Source organism: Limnobacter sp. UBA7229 (assembly GCF_002473065.1).
Classification (GTDB): Bacteria; Pseudomonadota; Gammaproteobacteria; order Burkholderiales; family Burkholderiaceae_B; genus Limnobacter; species Limnobacter profundi.
In genome coordinates this window covers 1-18,869 of sequence record NZ_DKTN01000018.1, presented here as the reverse complement: position 1 = coordinate 18,869, position 18,869 = coordinate 1, and the positions used below count along the sequence as shown (strand labels likewise).

General features: G+C 54.0%; 20 protein-coding genes. 17 read left to right on the top strand and 3 right to left on the bottom strand.

What is annotated here, in order from left to right; translation table 11 throughout:
- Window positions 1-128: 128 nt before the first annotated feature.
- The 6 genes from flhA to B4C79_RS10485 are packed head-to-tail and all read left to right on the top strand — an operon-like array spanning window position 129 to window position 7,463.
- On the top strand, window positions 129-2,249 hold the full coding sequence (gene flhA, locus B4C79_RS10510; protein ID WP_171098268.1) for a flagellar biosynthesis protein FlhA: 2,121 nt from the start codon (window positions 129-131) through the stop codon (window positions 2,247-2,249).
- On the top strand, window positions 2,246-3,580 hold the full coding sequence (flhF, locus tag B4C79_RS10505; protein ID WP_291741564.1) for a flagellar biosynthesis protein FlhF: 1,335 nt from the start codon (window positions 2,246-2,248) through the stop codon (window positions 3,578-3,580). The genes flhA and flhF overlap by 4 nt, the downstream gene beginning before the upstream one ends.
- Entirely contained in the window at window positions 3,544-4,362 is an 819-nt protein-coding gene (locus B4C79_RS10500; protein WP_291762598.1) for a MinD/ParA family ATP-binding protein, read from the top strand. Before flhF ends, B4C79_RS10500 begins: the two co-directional genes overlap by 37 nt.
- A 25-nt stretch (window positions 4,363-4,387) precedes the next feature.
- The gene (locus B4C79_RS10495; protein WP_291741561.1) at window positions 4,388-5,104 is read left to right on the top strand and encodes an RNA polymerase sigma factor FliA; all 717 of its coding nucleotides are present in this window, start codon (window positions 4,388-4,390) and stop codon (window positions 5,102-5,104) included.
- Window positions 5,105-5,110: 6 nt separating this feature from the next.
- Complete coding sequence (locus tag B4C79_RS10490) at window positions 5,111-7,009, top strand: PAS domain-containing sensor histidine kinase (RefSeq protein WP_171098269.1); 1,899 nt, start codon at window positions 5,111-5,113, stop codon at window positions 7,007-7,009.
- A 13-nt stretch (window positions 7,010-7,022) separates the two neighbouring features.
- Entirely contained in the window at window positions 7,023-7,463 is a 441-nt protein-coding gene (locus B4C79_RS10485; RefSeq protein ID WP_008251752.1) for a response regulator, read from the top strand.
- Here B4C79_RS10485 and flgN read toward each other — a convergent pair.
- The 3 genes from flgN to flgA form a co-directional block, all read right to left on the bottom strand.
- A complete protein-coding gene (gene flgN / locus B4C79_RS10480; RefSeq protein WP_105028608.1) occupies window positions 7,438-7,953 on the bottom strand; it encodes a flagellar protein FlgN in 516 nt (171 codons plus the stop codon). The genes B4C79_RS10485 and flgN overlap by 26 nt on opposite strands.
- Window positions 7,954-7,969: 16 nt before the next feature.
- A complete protein-coding gene (flgM, locus tag B4C79_RS10475) occupies window positions 7,970-8,260 on the bottom strand; it encodes a flagellar biosynthesis anti-sigma factor FlgM (RefSeq protein WP_105028609.1) in 291 nt (96 codons plus the stop codon).
- A gap of 114 nt (window positions 8,261-8,374) precedes the next feature.
- A complete protein-coding gene (gene flgA / locus B4C79_RS10470; RefSeq protein WP_291741554.1) occupies window positions 8,375-9,076 on the bottom strand; it encodes a flagellar basal body P-ring formation chaperone FlgA in 702 nt (233 codons plus the stop codon).
- A 191-nt stretch (window positions 9,077-9,267) separates the two neighbouring features.
- Between flgA and flgB the strand changes: the two genes are divergently transcribed.
- The 11 genes from flgB to flgL are packed head-to-tail and all read left to right on the top strand — an operon-like array spanning window position 9,268 to window position 18,817.
- On the top strand, window positions 9,268-9,720 hold the full coding sequence (gene flgB / locus B4C79_RS10465; RefSeq protein ID WP_105028611.1) for a flagellar basal body rod protein FlgB: 453 nt from the start codon (window positions 9,268-9,270) through the stop codon (window positions 9,718-9,720).
- Window positions 9,721-9,736: 16 nt separating this feature from the next.
- Window positions 9,737-10,159 (top strand): flagellar basal body rod protein FlgC, encoded by a 423-nt coding sequence (gene flgC, locus B4C79_RS10460; protein WP_105028612.1) that lies wholly within the window; start codon window positions 9,737-9,739, stop codon window positions 10,157-10,159.
- Between the two features lie 13 nt (window positions 10,160-10,172).
- A complete protein-coding gene (locus B4C79_RS10455) occupies window positions 10,173-10,844 on the top strand; it encodes a flagellar hook assembly protein FlgD (RefSeq protein WP_008251758.1) in 672 nt (223 codons plus the stop codon).
- A 27-nt stretch (window positions 10,845-10,871) separates the two neighbouring features.
- On the top strand, window positions 10,872-12,185 hold the full coding sequence (flgE, locus tag B4C79_RS10450) for a flagellar hook protein FlgE (protein WP_275271804.1): 1,314 nt from the start codon (window positions 10,872-10,874) through the stop codon (window positions 12,183-12,185).
- 25 nt (window positions 12,186-12,210) lie between these two features.
- The gene (flgF, locus tag B4C79_RS10445; RefSeq protein ID WP_171098277.1) at window positions 12,211-12,948 is read left to right on the top strand and encodes a flagellar basal-body rod protein FlgF; all 738 of its coding nucleotides are present in this window, start codon (window positions 12,211-12,213) and stop codon (window positions 12,946-12,948) included.
- Window positions 12,949-12,961: 13 nt separating this feature from the next.
- Window positions 12,962-13,744 carry a flagellar basal-body rod protein FlgG gene (flgG, locus tag B4C79_RS10440; protein ID WP_275271805.1) on the top strand — a complete coding sequence of 261 codons (783 nt, stop codon included), beginning with the start codon at window positions 12,962-12,964 and terminating at the stop codon, window positions 13,742-13,744.
- 48 nt (window positions 13,745-13,792) lie between these two features.
- Window positions 13,793-14,482 (top strand): flagellar basal body L-ring protein FlgH, encoded by a 690-nt coding sequence (locus B4C79_RS10435; RefSeq protein WP_275271806.1) that lies wholly within the window; start codon window positions 13,793-13,795, stop codon window positions 14,480-14,482.
- 13 nt (window positions 14,483-14,495) lie between these two features.
- A complete protein-coding gene (locus B4C79_RS10430) occupies window positions 14,496-15,641 on the top strand; it encodes a flagellar basal body P-ring protein FlgI (protein ID WP_171098282.1) in 1,146 nt (381 codons plus the stop codon).
- Window positions 15,642-16,055 (top strand): rod-binding protein, encoded by a 414-nt coding sequence (locus B4C79_RS10425; protein ID WP_171098284.1) that lies wholly within the window; start codon window positions 15,642-15,644, stop codon window positions 16,053-16,055.
- A 30-nt stretch (window positions 16,056-16,085) separates the two neighbouring features.
- Window positions 16,086-17,819: a flagellar hook-associated protein FlgK gene (flgK, locus tag B4C79_RS10420; protein WP_171098286.1), complete on the top strand. Its 1,734-nt coding sequence runs from the start codon at window positions 16,086-16,088 to the stop codon at window positions 17,817-17,819.
- A gap of 20 nt (window positions 17,820-17,839) precedes the next feature.
- The gene (gene flgL / locus B4C79_RS10415) at window positions 17,840-18,817 is read left to right on the top strand and encodes a flagellar hook-associated protein FlgL (protein ID WP_291739515.1); all 978 of its coding nucleotides are present in this window, start codon (window positions 17,840-17,842) and stop codon (window positions 18,815-18,817) included.
- Window positions 18,818-18,869 lie beyond the last annotated feature (52 nt).

The following is an 18,869-nucleotide window of genomic DNA, read 5'->3' as shown; positions in this document are numbered from 1 at the left end:
CCAAGCCGATCGGGCAGTTAACGCACCGCGAGAGATCGGAACCCAATCCACAATAAGACGGTAATTCGCCTTCAATTCCACCGTTGAGAAAACCTAAAGTTTTCCATAATTGAACCGTTAACAACTTGATGGGCGGAATTGTGGCCTCCACCGCATTCTCTTTGGACTTCATAAAAGCAGGCCTGGCCGGCGACAAGGTAAAAACCCTGGGCGCGCCAATCTTCATCATCCTGATCCTGGTCATGATGATTTTGCCTGTACCACCTTTCGCACTCGATCTGTTTTTCACCTTCAACATTGCAATCAGCCTCATGGTGCTGGTTGCCGCTTTGTACACCACCCGTCCGCTCGACTTTGCTGCATTCCCTACCATTTTGCTGGTAACCACCCTGTTGCGCTTGAGCCTGAACGTCGCCTCAACCCGTGTGGTGCTTATGCATGGTCACGAAGGCCCCGATGCCGCAGGCAAAGTGATTGAAGCATTTGGTCACTTCTTGGTCGGCGGCAACCTTGCAGTTGGTATTGTGGTGTTCGTCATTTTGATGTTGATCAACTTTGTCGTAATCACCAAAGGTGCTGGCCGAATTGCTGAAGTGTCTGCGCGTTTCACATTGGATGCCATGCCCGGCAAGCAAATGGCAATTGATGCGGATTTGAATGCCGGCTTGATCGCTGAAGACGAAGCCCGCAAGCGGCGTGCAGAAGTCAGTCAGGAAGCGGAGTTCTTTGGTTCCATGGACGGTGCCAGCAAGTTTGTGCGTGGCGATGCCATGGCCGGCATCATGATTCTGATCATCAACATCATTGGCGGTTTCGCGGTGGGTGTGATGCAGCACGACATGACCTTTGCCGATGCTGGCACGGCTTACGTGCTGCTGGCCATTGGTGATGGTCTGGTGGCGCAAGTACCCGCACTGGTCATTTCGATTGCCGCAGGTTTGGTGGTGGCACGCGTGGGGCAGGGGCAAGACATCGGCACCCAGCTGGCCAGCCAATTGCTGAAATCTCCACAGGCCGTGGGCATTACCGCTGGCATCATGGCCTTGTTGGGCATTATTCCGGGTATGCCCACACTGGTGTTCCTGTTGCTTGCAGGAGGTTTCGGATATTTGTCATATCACCTTTCCCAGAAAGGCAACATACAGAAAGTGGTGGCCACCACTGACGACCAGGCCAAAATCAAGGCCGCCACCACCGAAGCACAAGAAGCCACTTGGGACGACCTGGTGCCCATCGACACCATTGCGCTTGAAGTGGGTTACCGCCTGATCGCCTTGGTGGACAACAAGCAAGACGGCGATTTGCTCAAACGCATCAAGGCCATTCGCAAAAAATTTGCACAGGAAATCGGTTTCCTGCCACCTGCCGTGCATTTGCGCGACAACCTGGAACTGCGCCCCTCGGTGTACCGTATTTTGCTCAAAGGCGTGTGCATGGGCGAAGGTGAGGTGTTCCCGAACCAACACCTGGCCATCAACCCCGGCCGCGTCACCATGCAGTTGCCAGGCCCGCAAACCACCGACCCGGCATTCGGTTTGCCTGCTGTGTGGATTTCAGATGATCAAAAAGAGAAAGCGAATGCAGCGGGTTACACCGTTGTGGATGCTTCCACTGTGGTGGCCACGCACCTCTCACATATCTTGCAAACATCAGCAGCCCAATTGCTGGGCCGAACCGAAACCCAACAGTTACTGGACCACTGTGCGAAAAGTTCTCCGAAAGTGGTGGAAGACCTGACTCCCAAGTTGCTGGATGTTGCCGTGATTCAGAAAGTGCTTCAAAACCTGCTGGAAGAAAGCGTTCACATTCGCGACTTGCGCACCATTTTTGAAACCTTGCTTGAGAACGGCGTTCGCACCAAAAACCCGCTTGAACTGACAGCCGCAGTGCGCATTGCCTTGGGCCGTGCCATTGTGCAGGCTCTGGCTGGTACCACCGAAGACCTGAATGTGCTGGTCATGGAACCCAAGCTGGAACAAATGATCACCCATGCGCACACCGCGGCTGGGCAAGACCAGGTGGGTATTGACCCCAACCTGGCAGAAAACCTGGCCCGCCAAACTGCCGATGCGGCAGGTCGCCAAGAACAGCTGGGCCAAAGCCCCGTGCTGCTGGTGCCCGATGCACTGCGCTTGTCCATGGCGCGATTGTTAAAGCGCGCTGCACCCAACCTTCGGGTGTTGTCGCACAGTGAAATTCCTGAAAACCGTACTATCCGCGTTGCGCAAGTCGTAGGAGCGAAAGCATGAAGCTGAAAAAATTCACAGCCCCCACCACAAGAGAGGCCTTGCAAAAGCTGCGTGCTGAACTGGGTGAAGATGCAATCATTTTGTCCACCAAGCAAACTGCTGCGGGCACTGAAGTGCTGGCCGCATCCTCGCAAGACCTGGACACTGTGACAGAGAAACCAGCAGCCCAGTCGGCGCCGCTGTCGTGGACCAAGGCTGAGCGCACACAATTGGCCGCTCAGGAAGCAACACGTCAGCCTACACCTGCGGAGAAAATTGCGCAGCAGGTGGCCGCGCAGCGTGACGTGCTGATCAACCGCGCGCCCGCTGTGCATCAAATACCGCAAACCCTGCCTGAACATGACATGATTTCGGAGGTGGCCAAGCGCCGTTCACAAGCGGCCAGCGATTCCATGGCCAGCGAGCAAACTGCAGTGCTGGAAGAAATCAAGCAAATGCGCCAGTTGTTGAAAGACCAAATGGCCATGATCACCTGGCGCGATGCCTTGGAGAAAAATCCCCAGCGCGGCGAGTTGTGGAACCAGCTCACCCAATCCGGATTCTCCCCCCTGTTTGCACGCACAGTGGTTGAAAAACTTCCTGCGGATCTTTCCGACAGCCAGGTGCAAGACTGGGTGATGAATGTCATCAAGAAAAACCTGAATGTGGTGCCAGCCGACAAAGACATTGTTGAAACCGGCGGCACATTCGCCCTGGTCGGCCCCACCGGTGTGGGCAAAACCACCACCACCGCCAAACTGGCCGCGCGTTGCGTGGTGAAGTATGGTGCCGACTCGCTGGGCTTGATCACCACCGACAGCTACAGAATTGGCGCGCAAGACCAGCTGCGCATTTACGGCAAAATTCTGGGCGTGCAGGTGTACACCGCACAAACCCATGCCGACCTGGCCCAGTTGCGCAATACCATGCAGCGCAAGCGGCTTATTTTGATTGACACTGTGGGCATGGGGCAACGCGATTCGCGCGTGGCCGAGCAAACCAAAATTCTGACCGACAGCCATGTAAAGCGCGTGTTGCTGCTCAACGCCACCAGCCAGCCAGAAACGCTGGATGACGTGGTGCGCCATTACAAAAGCACGGGCCTGAATGGAGCCATTCTCTCCAAACTGGACGAAGCCATCAAAATTGGCGGAGTGCTTGATGTTGTCATGCGCCACAAATTGGCCTTGCACTACATTGCCACCGGCCAGCGCGTGCCTGAAGATCTTTTCCCGGCCGATCCCCGTGTGTTGGTGCACCGCGCCATGCGCGCGCGCAGCAGCCAGGCTTTTCAGGCCTCGAGCGAGGAATTGAAATGGAAAATGGCCCAAGTCTCTGCGACTGGAATCTAAAGTTTCATGGTCTACTGAATCCTATGGATCAAGCCAAAACACTTCGACACTTGTTGGGCCGCAAGGCCGCCACCATTCACCCGATTCTTGGTGACATGGGGAGCGATTACGCAGCCTGCCTGGCCCGTTTTGTGTTGGAGCAGCAGGCACGTTCTGAACGCTCAACCGTGTTGTTTGACGGGTCCGCCGCAGGCCTTCCTCAACTGTTGCCTGCGCATGCCCGCACCGATCTGATCGAATTTTTCAATGGCAAACTGAATCTGGAAGACCAGGTCATCGAGCTTGCTGAATCCCAATACCTGGTGGTGGCCCGAATCGGTCTTGAAGCCCTAGCCAAAAAGCCGGCCCAATCCCTGGCCCTGCTGGGCAAGCTTCACCGCATGCCGGTCAGCTGTGACCGCTTTTATGCCACCTTGCCTTACGAGGCAGTGGAACTGGCCAAGGCATTTTCCCCGCAAGACGACTGGTACTGGGTGGTGCAACCCACCGCCCGATCCGTTACCCGCGCCTTTCAGGCCATTCGTTCTTCAAAAGGGGTAGACGAAAATATTCACCATCGTGTTATTGTTGCGGGTGTAAGAAGCACAGATGAAGCCGATCACGTGTTCGCAAATTTGCTGGAAAGCACTTCGAGCTTTCTGGTCAATCCCTTGCAGTATGCGGGGCATTTGCCAGCCTTGCCCTCGGGCAAAGCCTTGAACCAGGTCGGTCGGGAGATGATTGCGGCAGGTCGGAGAATCGCAAAGGCCATTTGCTCTTTCGACGAACACGCACTGGCGTAATAACAAGACAGGAAGCACAGACTCCATGTACACAGCCCAGGGCACTTTAGACAAATCAAAGCAGGTGGACCAGTACATCCCTCTGGTTCGCAGGTTGGCGCATCACCTCATTGCCAAGTTGCCCGCATCGGTGCAAATCGATGATCTGATTCAAGCCGGCCTGATCGGCCTGATGGACGCCATTACCCGCTTTGAAGAAGGGCAGGGCGCCCAGTTTGAAACCTATGCCAGCCAGCGAATTCGTGGCTCCATGCTCGATGAACTGCGCTCAGCCGACTGGATGCCGCGCGGCGTTCGCCAGGCACAACGAAAAATTGAAACCGCAACCCTGAAAGCCGAGCAAAAACTGGGGCGCTCCGCCTCTGAGAAAGAGATTGCTGAAGTCTTGGGCGTGAGTCTGGACGAATACCAGGAAATGTTGTTTGATTCGCGCGGTGCATCGCTGGTGTTTTACGACGACTATGCAGACGACGGCGATGGTGAAGGTTATCTGGATCGCCAGATAGGTGGCGACGAAGAGGCCAATCCGCTTGAAATGCTGGGTGATCAACGTTTCCGGGAAAACCTGATCCAGGCCATTGAAGACCTGCCCGAGCGTGAAAAAATGCTCATGGGACTGTATTATGAGCAAGAGTTAAACTTCCGTGAAATCGCCGCTGTCCTTGGCGTGACTGAATCCCGGGTGTGTCAGTTGCACACCCAGGCGGTGAGTCGCCTCAAAGCCAAGCTTCGCGAACACTAAGCACACATGGCTGATCCCAAAGCCCAGGGAAAACCGAAAACTTTTGAGCAATCCCGCACCAGGGTCAATCGTTCCCTGATTTTGGTGATTCTCACCGGCATTGGTCCGCTGGCCTTGACCGCTTTTTACATGGCAGCCACCACCTCCGATCCCGCCAACTGGAATTTAACTGTACTTTTCACCTTGGTGCTTGGCGTGTTGGGTGCGTGGTTCATGGGCAACAAGCTCATGTCTGGCCTGCTTGAAATCATCCGCTCGTCCATCCAGTCTGAAAGCCAGTTGCGCCGCCTCATGGAACTCTCGGGCGATTGGTACTGGCACCAGGATTCGGCCCACACCATTGTGCGAATCATCTACCGCGGCAAAGATCAAAACAGCAACGCCAAAAGCGGGTTCAAATTGCCTTTTGATGGTTTGGCCCGGTGGGACGTCGAAGGCTTGAAGTGTATTGACCCGCGCTACAACTGGGACACTTTCAAAGAGCTACTGGACAGTCACCAACCCTTTGACCGGGTTTGCTTTGAGTACTGGCCCCAAAACTCTGAGCGTATTATTTTTGAATCCACTGGCCGGCCTTTGTACAACGCCAACGGCGACTTTGTAGGCTACATGGGCGTGTCCTCCGATCGCACGCAGAAACGCCTGAATGAACAGTTGCTTTCCCTGCAACGTTCGCTGTTGCAAGGTGTGTTGCTTTCTGCACCCATTCCCGAGTTGGCGGCATCGTATGCGCGTGGTTTGAAAAACTGCCTCACCGTGCATGCCGAAGTGGTACTGGGTTTTCGCGACAAATCCGAGCACAACCACTGGCGTGTGCGGGGTACCAACCCCAACCTTCGCATGCCACTTGAAAAAGGGCAGGCATTTTGGGACAAGGCCGAGCAACTCTGTGAGCCCCTGGAAGGCCACGACCAGCATGGTTTGGTCTGGATCGCCAAAATGAAACCCGAGCATTATTTTGAAGACAATTGGGCAAGCGAACTTGGCATTACTGCGGTGTGGTTTGCACTGCGCAAAGCCGTTGAGCCCAATCAGCCCGAGTACTGGATCATGGTGGCCCAGCAAGGTGTCAACAACACAGGTCATGATGACGTGTTGCGCGTTTTAACCGCCATTCGCCTGCTTGGTTTGTGTGTAGAGCGTCGGGTTTTTGAAGACGATTTGCAGGGCTTGAACGGCACGCTCGAGCAGCGCATCAACGACCGCACTGCCGAGCTTACTCGCAGCAACTCCGAACTCGAGGCCTTCACCTACACGGTGTCGCATGATTTGCGTGCGCCCCTTCGCGCCATTGATGGTTTTTCCAGCATTCTGAAGGAAGACTTCGCCGACAGCCTGCCGGAAGATGCCCGCGGCCTGCTCGATCGAATCAGCAACAACGCACGTCAAATGGGCGGTCTTATTGACGGCTTGCTCGACTTTTCGCGTTTGCTGCGCACCGATGTTGCGCGCGTCAAAGTAGACCAGCAACAGCTGCTGGATCAAATTCTGGATCAACTCGACGCCCGGCGCAAAAACGTGGTGGAGTTGTGCGAGCTTCCACCCGTGTATGCCGACCCCGTGTTGTTGAAACAGGTGTGGATGAATCTGATCGACAACGCCCTGAAGTTCAGCAGCAAAGCGGCGCAGCCAAAGGTCACCATTGACTGTGAAAAAACAGGTCGTTTTTACAGTTTTAGTGTGCAAGACAACGGCGCTGGTTTTGACATGAAGTACGCCGACAAACTGTTCAACGTGTTTGAGCGTTTGCACCACAAAAAAGATTTCGATGGCACCGGGGTAGGCCTGGCCATTGTGAAACGAATCATTGAACGTCACGGCGGTGAAATCAGCGCCAAGGGTGAGTTGGGCCAGGGGGCCTGCTTCACATTCACCTTGCCTGAGCACGCCGACCTGAACGACTAAAAGGATATTTGCCATGGCTGACGTAGTACTGGTTGATGACAATTCCAATGATGCAGATCTCGCCTTGCGCGTGGTTCGCAAAACATCCTCAAGCTCCACCACAGTGTTGCTGGAGGACGGCGAACGGGCCATCGAGTATTTCAAACAGCTAATGGAAGATCACCCCAAAGACAGTGCGGCCCTGAATTTGCCCAAGTTGGTGCTGCTCGATCTGAAACTGCCCAAGCTGGATGGCCTTGAAGTGTTGAAGTTTCTGCGTTCACACGATGTGTTTAAAACCATGCCCATCGTGGTGCTTTCTTCATCGCGCGAAATCAGCGATGTGAAACGTTCATATGAATTGGGAGTGAACAGCTTTGCGGTCAAACCAGTGCAATTCGATCAGTACCTGACCCGAATTTCTGCACTGGTGTCGTATTGGTTAACGATCAACGAATTACCGCGCGGGGCATAGCGCCACCGGTCAGGGCTGACTGGCTCATGCCGCCTTTGGGGCCGTAGGTGTCGCTGGCGGTTGGCTTTTGTTCAGCCACCGCAGCCGCAGTCAAAATCGAAATTCTTTCCTGTAGCCCAGCCAGTTGCTCAGTCACCAGCTCCCCGTTTGTTTTGTTCAAACGCTGTGCGTGGGCCAGGGTGGTGCGCAGTGTGGAGTAAGTGCCCAACAGGCGGGGTTCGTGTGCAGCAAGCACATCGACCCAGAGCGCGATACCGTCCATATTGGGCTGAAAGCCCTCGGCCTTGGCCAATTGAACGTTGTTCAGGTAACGCTTTTCAAGCTCCAGCATCATGGCTTCCTTGCGAAGGGCCAGGCTGTTCAGTTCAGTGGTTTGCAGTTTTACAAGGCACGCCTGTTCTTCAAGCAAGATATCAACCAGCGCCATGGCCATGTCACATTCATAAGCCAGGTTGCGGTATAAATTTTTTGCTGCGTCAGCGTGCGACATAATCTTCAATCCTCGGTTACTTTTGACCAAGCAACTCGCGAGCACTTTCAATCACCTTGGCTGCAACCGCTTCGGCATTGACCTTGAACTCGCCTTTGCTAATGGCCTCTTTGATCTCGGCCACTTTCTCGGCATTGAACGGAGCACCTGCAGCGCTCAGTTCACTGGATTGTCCGGAAAGCTTGGCTACCGCACCTTCCGAACTGGTTTTCTCTGTGGAACCAACCGATGCTGACTTGCTGCCACCTTGTGGCTTGGTCAGTTTGTCAATCGGGTTGCTTCCCGGGTTTATTCTGTTAATACTCATGATGTCCTCCGCGTTGGGCAGAGCCTAAGTGGGTTTCGTATGTTTTCTTAACGGCTCGATTCCACCTAACTTTAACGAATTCTCGAAAGAATTCCTACTTTTTGAGGATCCCCCCTACAAACTAACCTCAACCAGTAGTGCATCTCGCGCCACACCGTGAAGTATCTTGCCCTGCGAGGTTTTGATTTTTACCACCTCGCCCAGCTCGGCTTCACCCATGGCCACCGCAGTGCCACCAATTGCAAAGCCAGGGCCTTTCATCATCACTTTCACTGTGTCGCCGTTTTTCACCAAGGCCTGACCGCGCAAATGGTCATGTTTCAACAGGGTACCTGGCCACAATTGGCGGGCTGCTGTTTTGTTGTTTAAATGTGCAAGCTCGCTGACCCAGCCATGGCTTAGCTGGCTTAAATCCATGGTTCGAAACTCAACATCATTCAGGCCAAGCGTTTGGCCCGATTGAACTGTGCTTTTCACCACCAGCACTGGCGCCCACACTTTCACGTCTACGCCCACAAAAAAGGGAGCTGTGTCTGAGCCCACACATTGCACGCGCACATAAGTGCGGCCCCACATTTTGTTGCCTGCTGTATTGGCAAACAATGCAGCAGGGCATTGCAGGCTGCCAATTCGATCATCGGCTTTGACAAACTTCACATCCACACTTGCGCCCGGCGGCAGCAATGCAGGGTCTACCAATTCACTCAGCTGGGCTTCTGTTACCCAGTGAGAACCATTGGCTTGTGCAGTACCGGCCAGCAGTCCTGTACCCAACAGCACCTGAAATGCGATGTTCAAAAAAGTGTGAAATTTCATTCAAGTTTTGGGCGTTGCCGCCGTAAATGTCACTGTAAGAAACAATTCCTGCCTCGATGACAACATCCTAGGCGGGAGCTTGCTGCACCCTAAGCAGAAAAAGAGCACCCTTTCCCCCCTTTATCTTCACTTTGATTTGACAGCATCAATTCAATAATCCATTCATCCGTCCGTGTATGAAGGATTAAAAGATGTTGGACAAACTCACTGATGCAATGCAGTTTTCTGCCGAGGCCCTGAAACTCAGAGCACGTCGGCAAGAGGTATTGACCTCCAACATTTCCAACGTAGACACCCCCAATTACAAAGCAGTCGATTTCGATTTTCAAAGCGCACTGAAAGCAGCCACGGGCGAGAAAGGATCCATGACCGCTCCGGTCAATCCGGGCCTGGGCAATGGTGCTGGCGCTTTGGCAGTCACCCACCAGGGCCACATCACCGGCAAAGGGAATGCGGGCATGAGCACGGCCGAGATGTTGCAATTTCGTCGTGGCAACAACGCCGCCATTGATGGCAACTCGGTTGACATTGACCGCGAGCGCGCCGCCTTTGCAGAAAACACAGTGAAATACGAAGCCGCCTTGCGTGCCATCAACGGAAGAATTTCTTCCTTGAAGCAGGCCATGGGCTCGGGTAACCAATAAGGCTTAGGGGAACAATATGTCGCTATTCAATTCTTTCAAACTGGCCGGTGGCGCGATGCAAGCGCAAACCACACGCCTGAACACAGTGGCGAGCAACCTCGCCAACGTCGACACGGCAGCCGGCGATCCCAATTCTGTTTACCAGGCCCGCAAGGTGGTGTTCGAAGCCGTGCTTCAAAAAGCAGCGCCTGGCAAGGCCTCGCTGGCTGAGAACGTGCAGGTGAAAGACATTGTGGAAGACCAGTCTGAGGCCAAAAAAATGTTCGACCCCAAGCACCCCATGGCCGATGAAGACGGATATGTTTACATGCCCAATGTGAATGCCGTGGAAGAAATGGTCGACATGCTGGCCGCCTCGCGCAGCTACCAAACCAACGCAGAAGTAATGAACACAGCCAAACAGTTGATGTTGAAAACCTTGAACATGGGCAACCAGTAAGGAGCAATGAAAAATGACGATTGACGTAACTTCCGCACTGGGTAACAACAGCGGCACCACAGCAGCAAAAAAGAAAACCGATGAAAACAGCCCCGAAGCGATTCAGGAGCGGTTCATGTCTTTGCTGGTGGCCCAGTTGAAAAACCAGGATCCACTGGCCCCCATGGACAATGCCCAGGTGACCAGTCAAATGGCTCAGTTAAACACCGTTACCGGCATTAACACACTGAATGCCACCATGGAAGGCGTAGCAGCGTCGATCAATGCCAACCAAACAGTACAGGCCACCAGCATGCTGGGTCGCGCAGTATTGACCGAAGGCAATGATCTGAAACTGGTGGATGGCAAGGCCGTGGGATCCATGGAACTGAACCAGAGTGCCGACATTCTGCGCGTGAATGTGCTGGATGCCGGGGCGAATGTGGTGCGCACCATCGAATTGGGCCCGCAATCCAAAGGTACGCATGAGTTTGAGTGGGACGGCAAAAGCAACGACGGCAGCACCTTGCCCGCCGGCAACTACAAGTTTGAGATCGAAGCAAAAGCAGCAGGCAAAGACGCCAGCGTCACTCCACTGACCCTTTCTGTGGTTCAAGGCGTGCGCAATGCCGGCGCAGAAGGCACCAAACTTTTAACCAGCAATGGCAGCGAAATTACATTCGCCGACATCAAGCAGGTTTTCTAATTTAAAGATTTTTCCAAGGAGTCAAGCATGGCTTTTTCAGCAGGTGGTAGTTTCCAGCAGGGTTTGAGTGGTCTGAACGCAGCGCAGCGCGGTTTGGAAGTCATTGCAAACAACGTGTCCAACGCCAGTGTGGTCGGCTTTAAAGGATCAGAGGCAGAGTTCTCCGATGTGTTCGCCCGCGCGTTCAATGGCGCACGTTCCACCAACGGCATCGGCTTGGGTACCAGCCTTGCAGCGGTTACGCAAAACTTCAAGCAGGGCAATATCAATGTGACCGGTAACCCCCTGGACCTGGCCATCAGTGGCACCGGTTTCTTCAAGGTGCAGGCTGGCAATGGTGACAATATTTACACCCGCAACGGTCAATTCACTTTGAACAATGAAGGCGTCATCGTGAACTCCCGTGGCGACAAACTGCAAGGCTTCCCCGTGGATGCAGCCACTGGCCGCCCCTCCGATGTTGCCCAGGATATTCTGGTGCCACGCGGCAGCATTCCGCCTGCTGCCACCCGTTCCGCCAACCTTGACCTGAACCTGGATGCACGTGCCACGGCAATTGATCCTGCATTGGCTTTCGATCCGGCAAATTTGAACACCTTCAACAATTCAACGTCGATGACGGTGTATGACGAATTGGGTGGTGCACACATCATGGCCATTTACATGCGCAAAGAAGCCTCGAATGACTGGTCGGTGTTTGCAACGGTCGACGGTACTCAGGTCGACGTTGGCACCGCGCCCGTGGCTGTAACCACAGCACCCGCGCAATCCACAGCGGCCAGCTTGCAATATGGCGTTGACGGTCTGTTGACTACCCCCAACAGCGGAAATCTGACAGTTGACATGTCACGTTTCGTGACCGCAAGTGGTGTGCCTTTCTCTTCGACTGGCACAGCCCCAAACCAATACACGTTCGACATGAGCAACACCACCCAGTACGGCAGCTCGTTTGTGGTGCAAAACCTGGGTCAGGATGGTTTTGAATCCTCTCCATTTGCAGGTTTTGATGTGGGCGCAGACGGCATGTTGACCATCAGCTACGCCAACGGTCAGTTGGTGAATCATGCACAAATTGGTTTGTATCGTTTCCCGAATCCCGAAGGTTTGCAGCCAGTGGGTTCGAATGGCTGGTTGGCCACCAACTCCTCGGGACCTGAATTGGTGTCGCTGAGTGAAGACACCGCATTCGGCATTATCCAGTCGGGTGCTTTGGAAGAATCGAACATTGATTTGACGGCTGAACTGGTGGCCATGATTTCCGCACAGCGCGTGTATCAGGCCAACTCACAGACCATTAAAACGCAAGATTCAATTTTCCAGACCATCACCAACCTTCGTTAATGTGAACTGAAGCGGGATCGCAAGAATGGACAAACTGATTTTCCTGGCCGCCCAAGCCGCCAAAGGCACAATGTCTCGCCAAGAGAACATTGCCAACAACCTGGCCAACGTGAACACGCCCGGGTTTCGGCAACAACTTATGGCTTTTCAAAGCGCGCCTGTGACAGGCGAGGGCAGTGGTTCCAGAAGCTTTGCGGTGGAAACCAGCATTGGCTTTGACACCACGCCGGGACAAATTCAGTCCACCGGCCGGGAAATGGACGTGGCCATTCAAGGCGAGGGCTGGTTTGCAGTCAACGACGCGAAAGGCAACGAAGCGTACACCCGCAATGGTTCTTTTCAACTCGACGGCCAGGGTAATTTGGTGACCCAGGAAGGTTATTCAGTCATCGGCAGCAACGGCCCCATCAACGTGCCGCCCGACCATCGCTTGTCATTTGAAGGCGATGGATCCGTTTCTGCAATTCCCATCAGTGGCGACACCAATGTAGTTCAACTGGGTCGATTGAAGCTGGTCAACATTCCCGAAGGTGAAATCAATCGCGGCGACGATGGCTTGTTCCGCGCCGCCAACGGCGATCCTGCTGAAGCAGATTTGAATGTGCGTGTGGCTGGTGGCTTTATTGAATCGAGCAATGTGAATGCAGTGGACATGATGGTGCAAATGATCACCGCTGCCCGCCAGTATGAAACCCAAATGAAAATGATCAGCACGGCTAAAGAAAACGGCCAGGCCGCCAACAGCCTGTTTGGCATGAATTAAGGAGAAAACCATCATGATGCGTTCTTTGTGGATTGCAAAAACAGGCCTGGATGCCCAGCAAACCCAGCTGGATGTCATTTCAAACAACCTGGCCAACACAGCCACCAACGGCTTTAAACGCTCGCGTGCCGTGTTCGAAGATTTGCTGTATCAAACACTTCGACAGCCCGGTGCACAAACCACCGAGCAAACTCAGGTGCCATCCGGCTTGCAGATTGGTACCGGCGTAAAGCCTGTTTCTACCGTGCGAAATTTTGCGCAGGGCAACCTGCAGCAAACCGGCAACACACTTGATGTGGCGATTAACGGTCAGGGCTTTTTCCAGGTTCAAATGCCCGATGGCACCACCAGCTACACCCGCGATGGCAGCATTCAGATTGATGCCAACGGCACACTGGTCACTTCCAACGGATACCCAATTCTTGGCCCGGTCACCATTCCGCAAGGCGTTCAGGAAATCTCGATTTCTCAAGACGGTGTTGTTTCCGCAGTGGTGCAGGGTCAGGTTCAACCCCAGGAATTGGGTCAAATCCAATTGGCCAGTTTTGTAAACCCGGCGGGCTTGTTCAGCATGGGCCAAAACCTGTACTCCGAAACAGCAGCCTCTGGCACACCCACCCAGGCGGTGGCGGGCACCAACGGTGTGGGTTTTGTGTCCCAAGGTTTCGTGGAAACATCCAACGTGAACGTGGTGGAAGAGCTGGTGGGTTTGATCCAGGCCCAGCGTGCTTACGAAATCAATTCCAAGGCAATCTCGACATCAGACCAGATGTTACAGCGCTTATCTCAGCTTTGATTCTTGAAACATTGGGCACACTGAATGTGTTCTGATGGAGTGTATGGCATGAAAAGATTGGTACTAATCGGTTTAACGGCAGCGTTCTCGATAACTTTAGGGGCTTGTTCAACTTTCGCACCGAAAGTAGACATGCCTGCTCAAACCACCGTGCCGCAGCCGGTTCAGCAGCCAGCCCAGGTGGCCATGGCTGCACCCACAGGCAGCTTGTACAGCCCGGCCACTTATCGCCCCTTGTTTGAAGACCAGCGCGCCCGCTTTTTGGGTGACACGCTCACCATTCAAATCATCGAACAAATCAATGCCGCACAAACCAACTCCATGAGTGCCTCCCGCAGCGATTCTGCCAGCATTGATGTACCACTCATTCAGGGTTTCTTTGGCAGTCGAGATTTGCGCGCCATCAATGGCAGTGCCAGTAGCGACAAAGACTTTTCTGGCGAAGGCTCCAGCCGCGCCGCAAATACCCTGACCGGTTCCATCACAGTATCGGTTGCAAGCGTGTTGCCCAATGGAAATTTACAGGTGGTGGGCGAAAAACAGATTGGTACCAACCGCGAAGTGGAGTATTTGAAATTCAGTGGTGTGGTAAACCCCATCACCATTTTGCCCGGCAATGTGGTGCCCAGCACCAAGGTGGCCGATGCCCGCATTGAATACCGCGGAAAAGGAGCTTTGGACTCTGCCACAGCCATGGGCTGGCTAAGCCGCTTTTTCCTGACCGTATTGCCTTTCTGAACTGGACCACACCATGAAACGCATTTCCTTCCCGGAACTGAAAGACCGAATCATCAAAGCCGCCGTGTTGGCACTGACCGCGGCTGCGGTGATGGCATTTGGTACGCAGGCAGACGCACAAACCCGAATTCGTGACTTGGTCACTGTTTCTGGCGTGCGCGCCAACCCGGTGTATGGCTACGGTATTGTGATTGGTCTGGATGGCACTGGCGATCAAACCACGCAAACGCCGTTTACCAGTCAAAGCATTGTGTCCATGCTGCAGCAATCTGGCATTACCTTGCCCCCAGGCGCCAATTTGCAGCTGAAAAATGTGGCCTCAGTCATGGTCACTGCCAATTTGCCAGCCTTTGCTCAGCCCGGCCAAGCGATCGATGTAACTGTCTCGTCAATCGGCAATGCAAAAAGCCTGCGTGGTGGCATGTTGCTCATGACCCCCTTGAAAGGTGCTGATGGCCAGGTGTACGCCTTGGCCCAAGGCCAACTGATTGTGGGTGGTGCAGGTGCCTCTGCGGGGGGCTCCAAAACCGTGATCAACCATTTGTCGGCAGGTCGCATTCCAGCGGGTGCCTTGGTTGAACGTGAGGTGGCCTCGCCTTTCCTGCTTGGTGAAACCTTGCAGCTTGAGTTGACCAGCACCGATTTCTCCAACGCCATTCGCGTGGCCGAGGCGATCAACAACAACATGGGCCCGAATGTGGCTCAAGCGCTGGATGGCCGCACCATCAAGGTTCGTGCACCTTCCAACCCCAACGACCGCGTGGCATTTTTGTCGCGTGTTCAAGAATTGAGTATCAACAAAGCCATGGGAAGCGCCAAGGTGATTGTGAATGCACGCACGGGGTCTGTGGTCATGAACCAGGCCGTGATGCTTGAAAGCTGTGCTGTGGCGCACGGCAACCTCACCGTGAAAATAACTTCTACCCCAGTCATTTCCCAGCCTGCACCGTTTGGTCAGGGTGAAACCGTGGTCACTGAAGTGGCCGATATTCAAATTTCCGAAGCCGGTGGCGAGTTGATCGAAATCAAGGGCGCTGCGCAGCTGTCTGATGTGGTCAAAGCACTGAACGCTTTGGGCGCAACCCCAAGCGATCTGATTTCCATTTTGCAGGCCATGCAAACTGCTGGCAGCCTGAAAGCCGAACTCGAGGTGATCTAAATGACGCCATTGTCGAACAATCCGGTGGATACCCAACAAATGCTGTCAATGGATTCCCGCAGCCTGGAGGGTTTGAAGCGTGGCGCGCGCGCAGAGCGTGGCAGCGAGGAATTCAATGCGGCGATCGACAAAGTGGCTGTTCAGTTCGAGTCTATTTTTTTACAAATGGCTTTGAAGAGCATGCGGGATGCCACCCCGGAAGGTGGTTTGTTCACCGACTCCAGCACCAAAACTTACCAAGGCATGTACGACCAGGAACTGGTGCAAAAATTGTCGGGCAAGGGTTTGGGGCTGGCCAGTGAGATTGCCAGGCAGTTGAAAGCCGGTGCCGGCGTGGGTGGTGAGCAAACCATTTTCCCGCCGGGACAAGTTAAAAAAGACTTCCCCTCAACTTTCCCGAAAACCGACCGTTAAGTCGTTCAAGACACCAAAGGATCCTGAATTATGTCGAACTCGGTCTACGGAATTGCGCTCAGCGGCCTGAATGCGGCCCGGGCAGGGCTATCCACCACCTCGCACAACATTGCGAACAGCAACACCGTTGGTTTTAATCGCCAGCAGGTGATCCAGCAGTCGCGCCCGTCTACAGGCAGCGACATTGGCTTCATTGGGCAAGGTGTTGATATCGCATCCGTGCAGCGGGTGTATTCCGATTTCATCAACTCGCAGGAACAGAAAGCCACGTCCGACGCTGCTTTTTACAACGCCAAGGCGCAGCAAATTGCGCGTGTAGATGCGATGATCGCAGATGATGCCTCGGGCTTATCAAGCGCTTTGAGTATTTTTTTTGGTGCGGCACAAACGCTGTCGACCAACCCGGCCGACCTGGCTGCCCGCCAAAACTATTTGTCGTCTGCGGAAACCCTGAGTTCACGCTTCAACGGTTTGAACACGGTGATGGACGAACTGCGCAGTGCCACCAACTTGAAGGTGCGCGACACGGTTGAGCAACTGAACAACGCCACATCGCAAATTGCTGCCTTGAACAACCAGATTGTGACTGCCCAGAACCAAACATCCAACGGCGGGCCTCCCAATGATTTGATGGACCGCCGGGACAAATTGATTCTTGAATTGTCCGAGCAGGTGCAAACTACCCGCGTGGACATGGCGGATGGTTCGACCAACCTGTTTCTGGCGAATGGCCAGTCGTTGGTGATTGGTACTACACAGTTCAAAGTACAAACTCAGGTGGATCCTCAAGACCCACAAAACCTGCTGGTGGGAATGACCACCAATGTGAATGGCCAAGATCGCCTGTTGGCGTTCGATTCAAGCAGCCTGGGCAATGGTGCCTTGGCTGGTTTTCTCAGTTTCCGGGAAGATGAGCTGACCGAATACCAAAACACCATTGGCTTGTTGGCTGCGCGAATTGGCCAAACCGTCAACGACATTCAAACAGCGGGTGTCGACCTGGACAACAATCCGGCCAGTGCACTGTTCAGCTTCGGCAGCAGCGGCAGTTTTGTGGACGACATTTCCCGCGTTGTTCCCAATGTGAACAACAGCACGGTGAACCCCACGCAGGTTACCTTGCGTGGTCTTGATTTGTCCAAGCTGGGTCCCGCCGAATACGAAGTTCAAATTGTGGGTAGCCAACCACGCTATCGCGAAGTGGGCTCGGATGGCCCGTTTGTTCCCGCCAACCTGGTGACCGATCCCGGTGGTGACTACTATGAAATTCGCGATCCTGCCGGTGCACCCTTGCTCAGCTTTCAGTTGAACAATGCCACACCTCAGGAAGGTGATCGTTTCGTGTTGATGCCAGTGCGCGAAGCCGCATTGAATATGCGCACAGCACTTGACCGTCCATCGGAAGTAGCAGCCTCGTCGGCTGTGAATCCCAGTATCGGTAACAACGAGAACATTCTGGCGGTGGCAGCATTACAAAATTCACGCACCTTGTTTCAGTCCAACAACTCGGCAGGTGTTTCCATTTCGGATGGCTTTAACCAACTGGTCAGCCGTGTAGGCAACAAAACACGTGAATTTAATTTGGCCGCGGAGTCGCGCGAAACCGTGTTGAATCAGGTGGCCGATTCACGCGATGCTTTGCAGGGCGTGAACATGGACGAAGAGGCCGCCAACCTGATCAAGTTTCAGCAGGCCTACCAAGCCTCGGGCCGTGTGATTTCATTGTCCAAAGAATTGTTTGATCAAATCCTCAGCATGTTCTGATCGGGTCTCAAGGAAAAATTATGGCAATCGGCAGAATCAGCACCAACCAGTACTTCAAGCTCAGCACAGATCGCATGAGCAAGCAGCAGTCTGAACTGGTAAAAATACAGGGGCAGTTGGCAACCGGGCAGCGCGTGTTGAAACCATCGGACGACCCTTTGGCCATGTCGGTGGCCTTGGGTGCGAAGGCGGGTGTTAAAACCATCGACAGCTACCAAAGCAACATCACTTACGTGAACAACCAGCTGGGTCAGATGGATGTGGCCTTGCAGTCCGCTTCCGACATCATGGTGTCCATCAAGGAAGCATTTCTGCAGGCGGGTAACGCCGCGCTTAGCCCAGCCGACCGTGAAATTATTGCGCAAGACATTGAAGGACGCATGGAAGAGTTGCGTGGCATCGCCAACCGCACCGACGCCAATGGTTACTACATGTTCTCCGGCACTTTCCAGGATCAGGAGCCATTTCAGACGCCTGGCGGCGCAGTCACCGGTACTTTCCTTGAAACCACCACTGCGGCAGCCGGTGAGGCTGTGATTGGCCGTGAAATTCAAGTGGCCAGCGGCCGCTTTGTCAACCTGAGCATTACCGGTCAAGATGCATTTGTTGACCCGAATACCAACGAAGATGCTTTTGCCATCCTTCGTGATGCAGTGGCCTTGCTGCGTAATCCTGCCTACCCAAATGGGCAAGAGGGCGCCACACTGCAAGACACTTACCTGAGAGCATTCAATGACAAGGGTGCACAACTGGATGAGATTTTTGACCAGGTTCAAATTTCCCGCACCAAGGTAGGCGTTCGTTTGCGTGAAGTGGAAACCCTGCAGCAAATCAACCAATCGGCTCAATTAGAGCTTGAGCGCGTTGCTGGCGAGGCGGTGGGGCTGGATTATGCCAAGGCCATCAGTGAGCTGTCACAGGGCCAATTGCAGCTTCAGGCTGCACAACAGAGCTTTGCGAGTACCTCGCAGTTGACCTTGTTCAACTTTATTGGTTGAACTTGAAGGGGCGCCGTTGCTGTTTGTTGCCCACTCGGCATGGGTTACTTGT

Coding starts and splice junctions, on each gene's coding strand:
- flhA (WP_171098268.1), top strand. CDS start 129: ATGGGCGGAATTGTGGCCTCCACCGCATTCTCTTTGGACTTCATAAAA.
- flhF (WP_291741564.1), top strand. CDS start 2,246: ATGAAGCTGAAAAAATTCACAGCCCCCACCACAAGAGAGGCCTTGCAA.
- B4C79_RS10500 (WP_291762598.1), top strand. CDS start 3,544: ATGGAAAATGGCCCAAGTCTCTGCGACTGGAATCTAAAGTTTCATGGT.
- B4C79_RS10495 (WP_291741561.1), top strand. CDS start 4,388: ATGTACACAGCCCAGGGCACTTTAGACAAATCAAAGCAGGTGGACCAG.
- B4C79_RS10490 (WP_171098269.1), top strand. CDS start 5,111: ATGGCTGATCCCAAAGCCCAGGGAAAACCGAAAACTTTTGAGCAATCC.
- B4C79_RS10485 (WP_008251752.1), top strand. CDS start 7,023: ATGGCTGACGTAGTACTGGTTGATGACAATTCCAATGATGCAGATCTC.
- flgN (WP_105028608.1), bottom strand. CDS start 7,953: ATGTCGCACGCTGACGCAGCAAAAAATTTATACCGCAACCTGGCTTAT.
- flgM (WP_105028609.1), bottom strand. CDS start 8,260: ATGAGTATTAACAGAATAAACCCGGGAAGCAACCCGATTGACAAACTG.
- flgA (WP_291741554.1), bottom strand. CDS start 9,076: ATGAAATTTCACACTTTTTTGAACATCGCATTTCAGGTGCTGTTGGGT.
- flgB (WP_105028611.1), top strand. CDS start 9,268: ATGTTGGACAAACTCACTGATGCAATGCAGTTTTCTGCCGAGGCCCTG.
- flgC (WP_105028612.1), top strand. CDS start 9,737: ATGTCGCTATTCAATTCTTTCAAACTGGCCGGTGGCGCGATGCAAGCG.
- B4C79_RS10455 (WP_008251758.1), top strand. CDS start 10,173: ATGACGATTGACGTAACTTCCGCACTGGGTAACAACAGCGGCACCACA.
- flgE (WP_275271804.1), top strand. CDS start 10,872: ATGGCTTTTTCAGCAGGTGGTAGTTTCCAGCAGGGTTTGAGTGGTCTG.
- flgF (WP_171098277.1), top strand. CDS start 12,211: ATGGACAAACTGATTTTCCTGGCCGCCCAAGCCGCCAAAGGCACAATG.
- flgG (WP_275271805.1), top strand. CDS start 12,962: ATGATGCGTTCTTTGTGGATTGCAAAAACAGGCCTGGATGCCCAGCAA.
- B4C79_RS10435 (WP_275271806.1), top strand. CDS start 13,793: ATGAAAAGATTGGTACTAATCGGTTTAACGGCAGCGTTCTCGATAACT.
- B4C79_RS10430 (WP_171098282.1), top strand. CDS start 14,496: ATGAAACGCATTTCCTTCCCGGAACTGAAAGACCGAATCATCAAAGCC.
- B4C79_RS10425 (WP_171098284.1), top strand. CDS start 15,642: ATGACGCCATTGTCGAACAATCCGGTGGATACCCAACAAATGCTGTCA.
- flgK (WP_171098286.1), top strand. CDS start 16,086: ATGTCGAACTCGGTCTACGGAATTGCGCTCAGCGGCCTGAATGCGGCC.
- flgL (WP_291739515.1), top strand. CDS start 17,840: ATGGCAATCGGCAGAATCAGCACCAACCAGTACTTCAAGCTCAGCACA.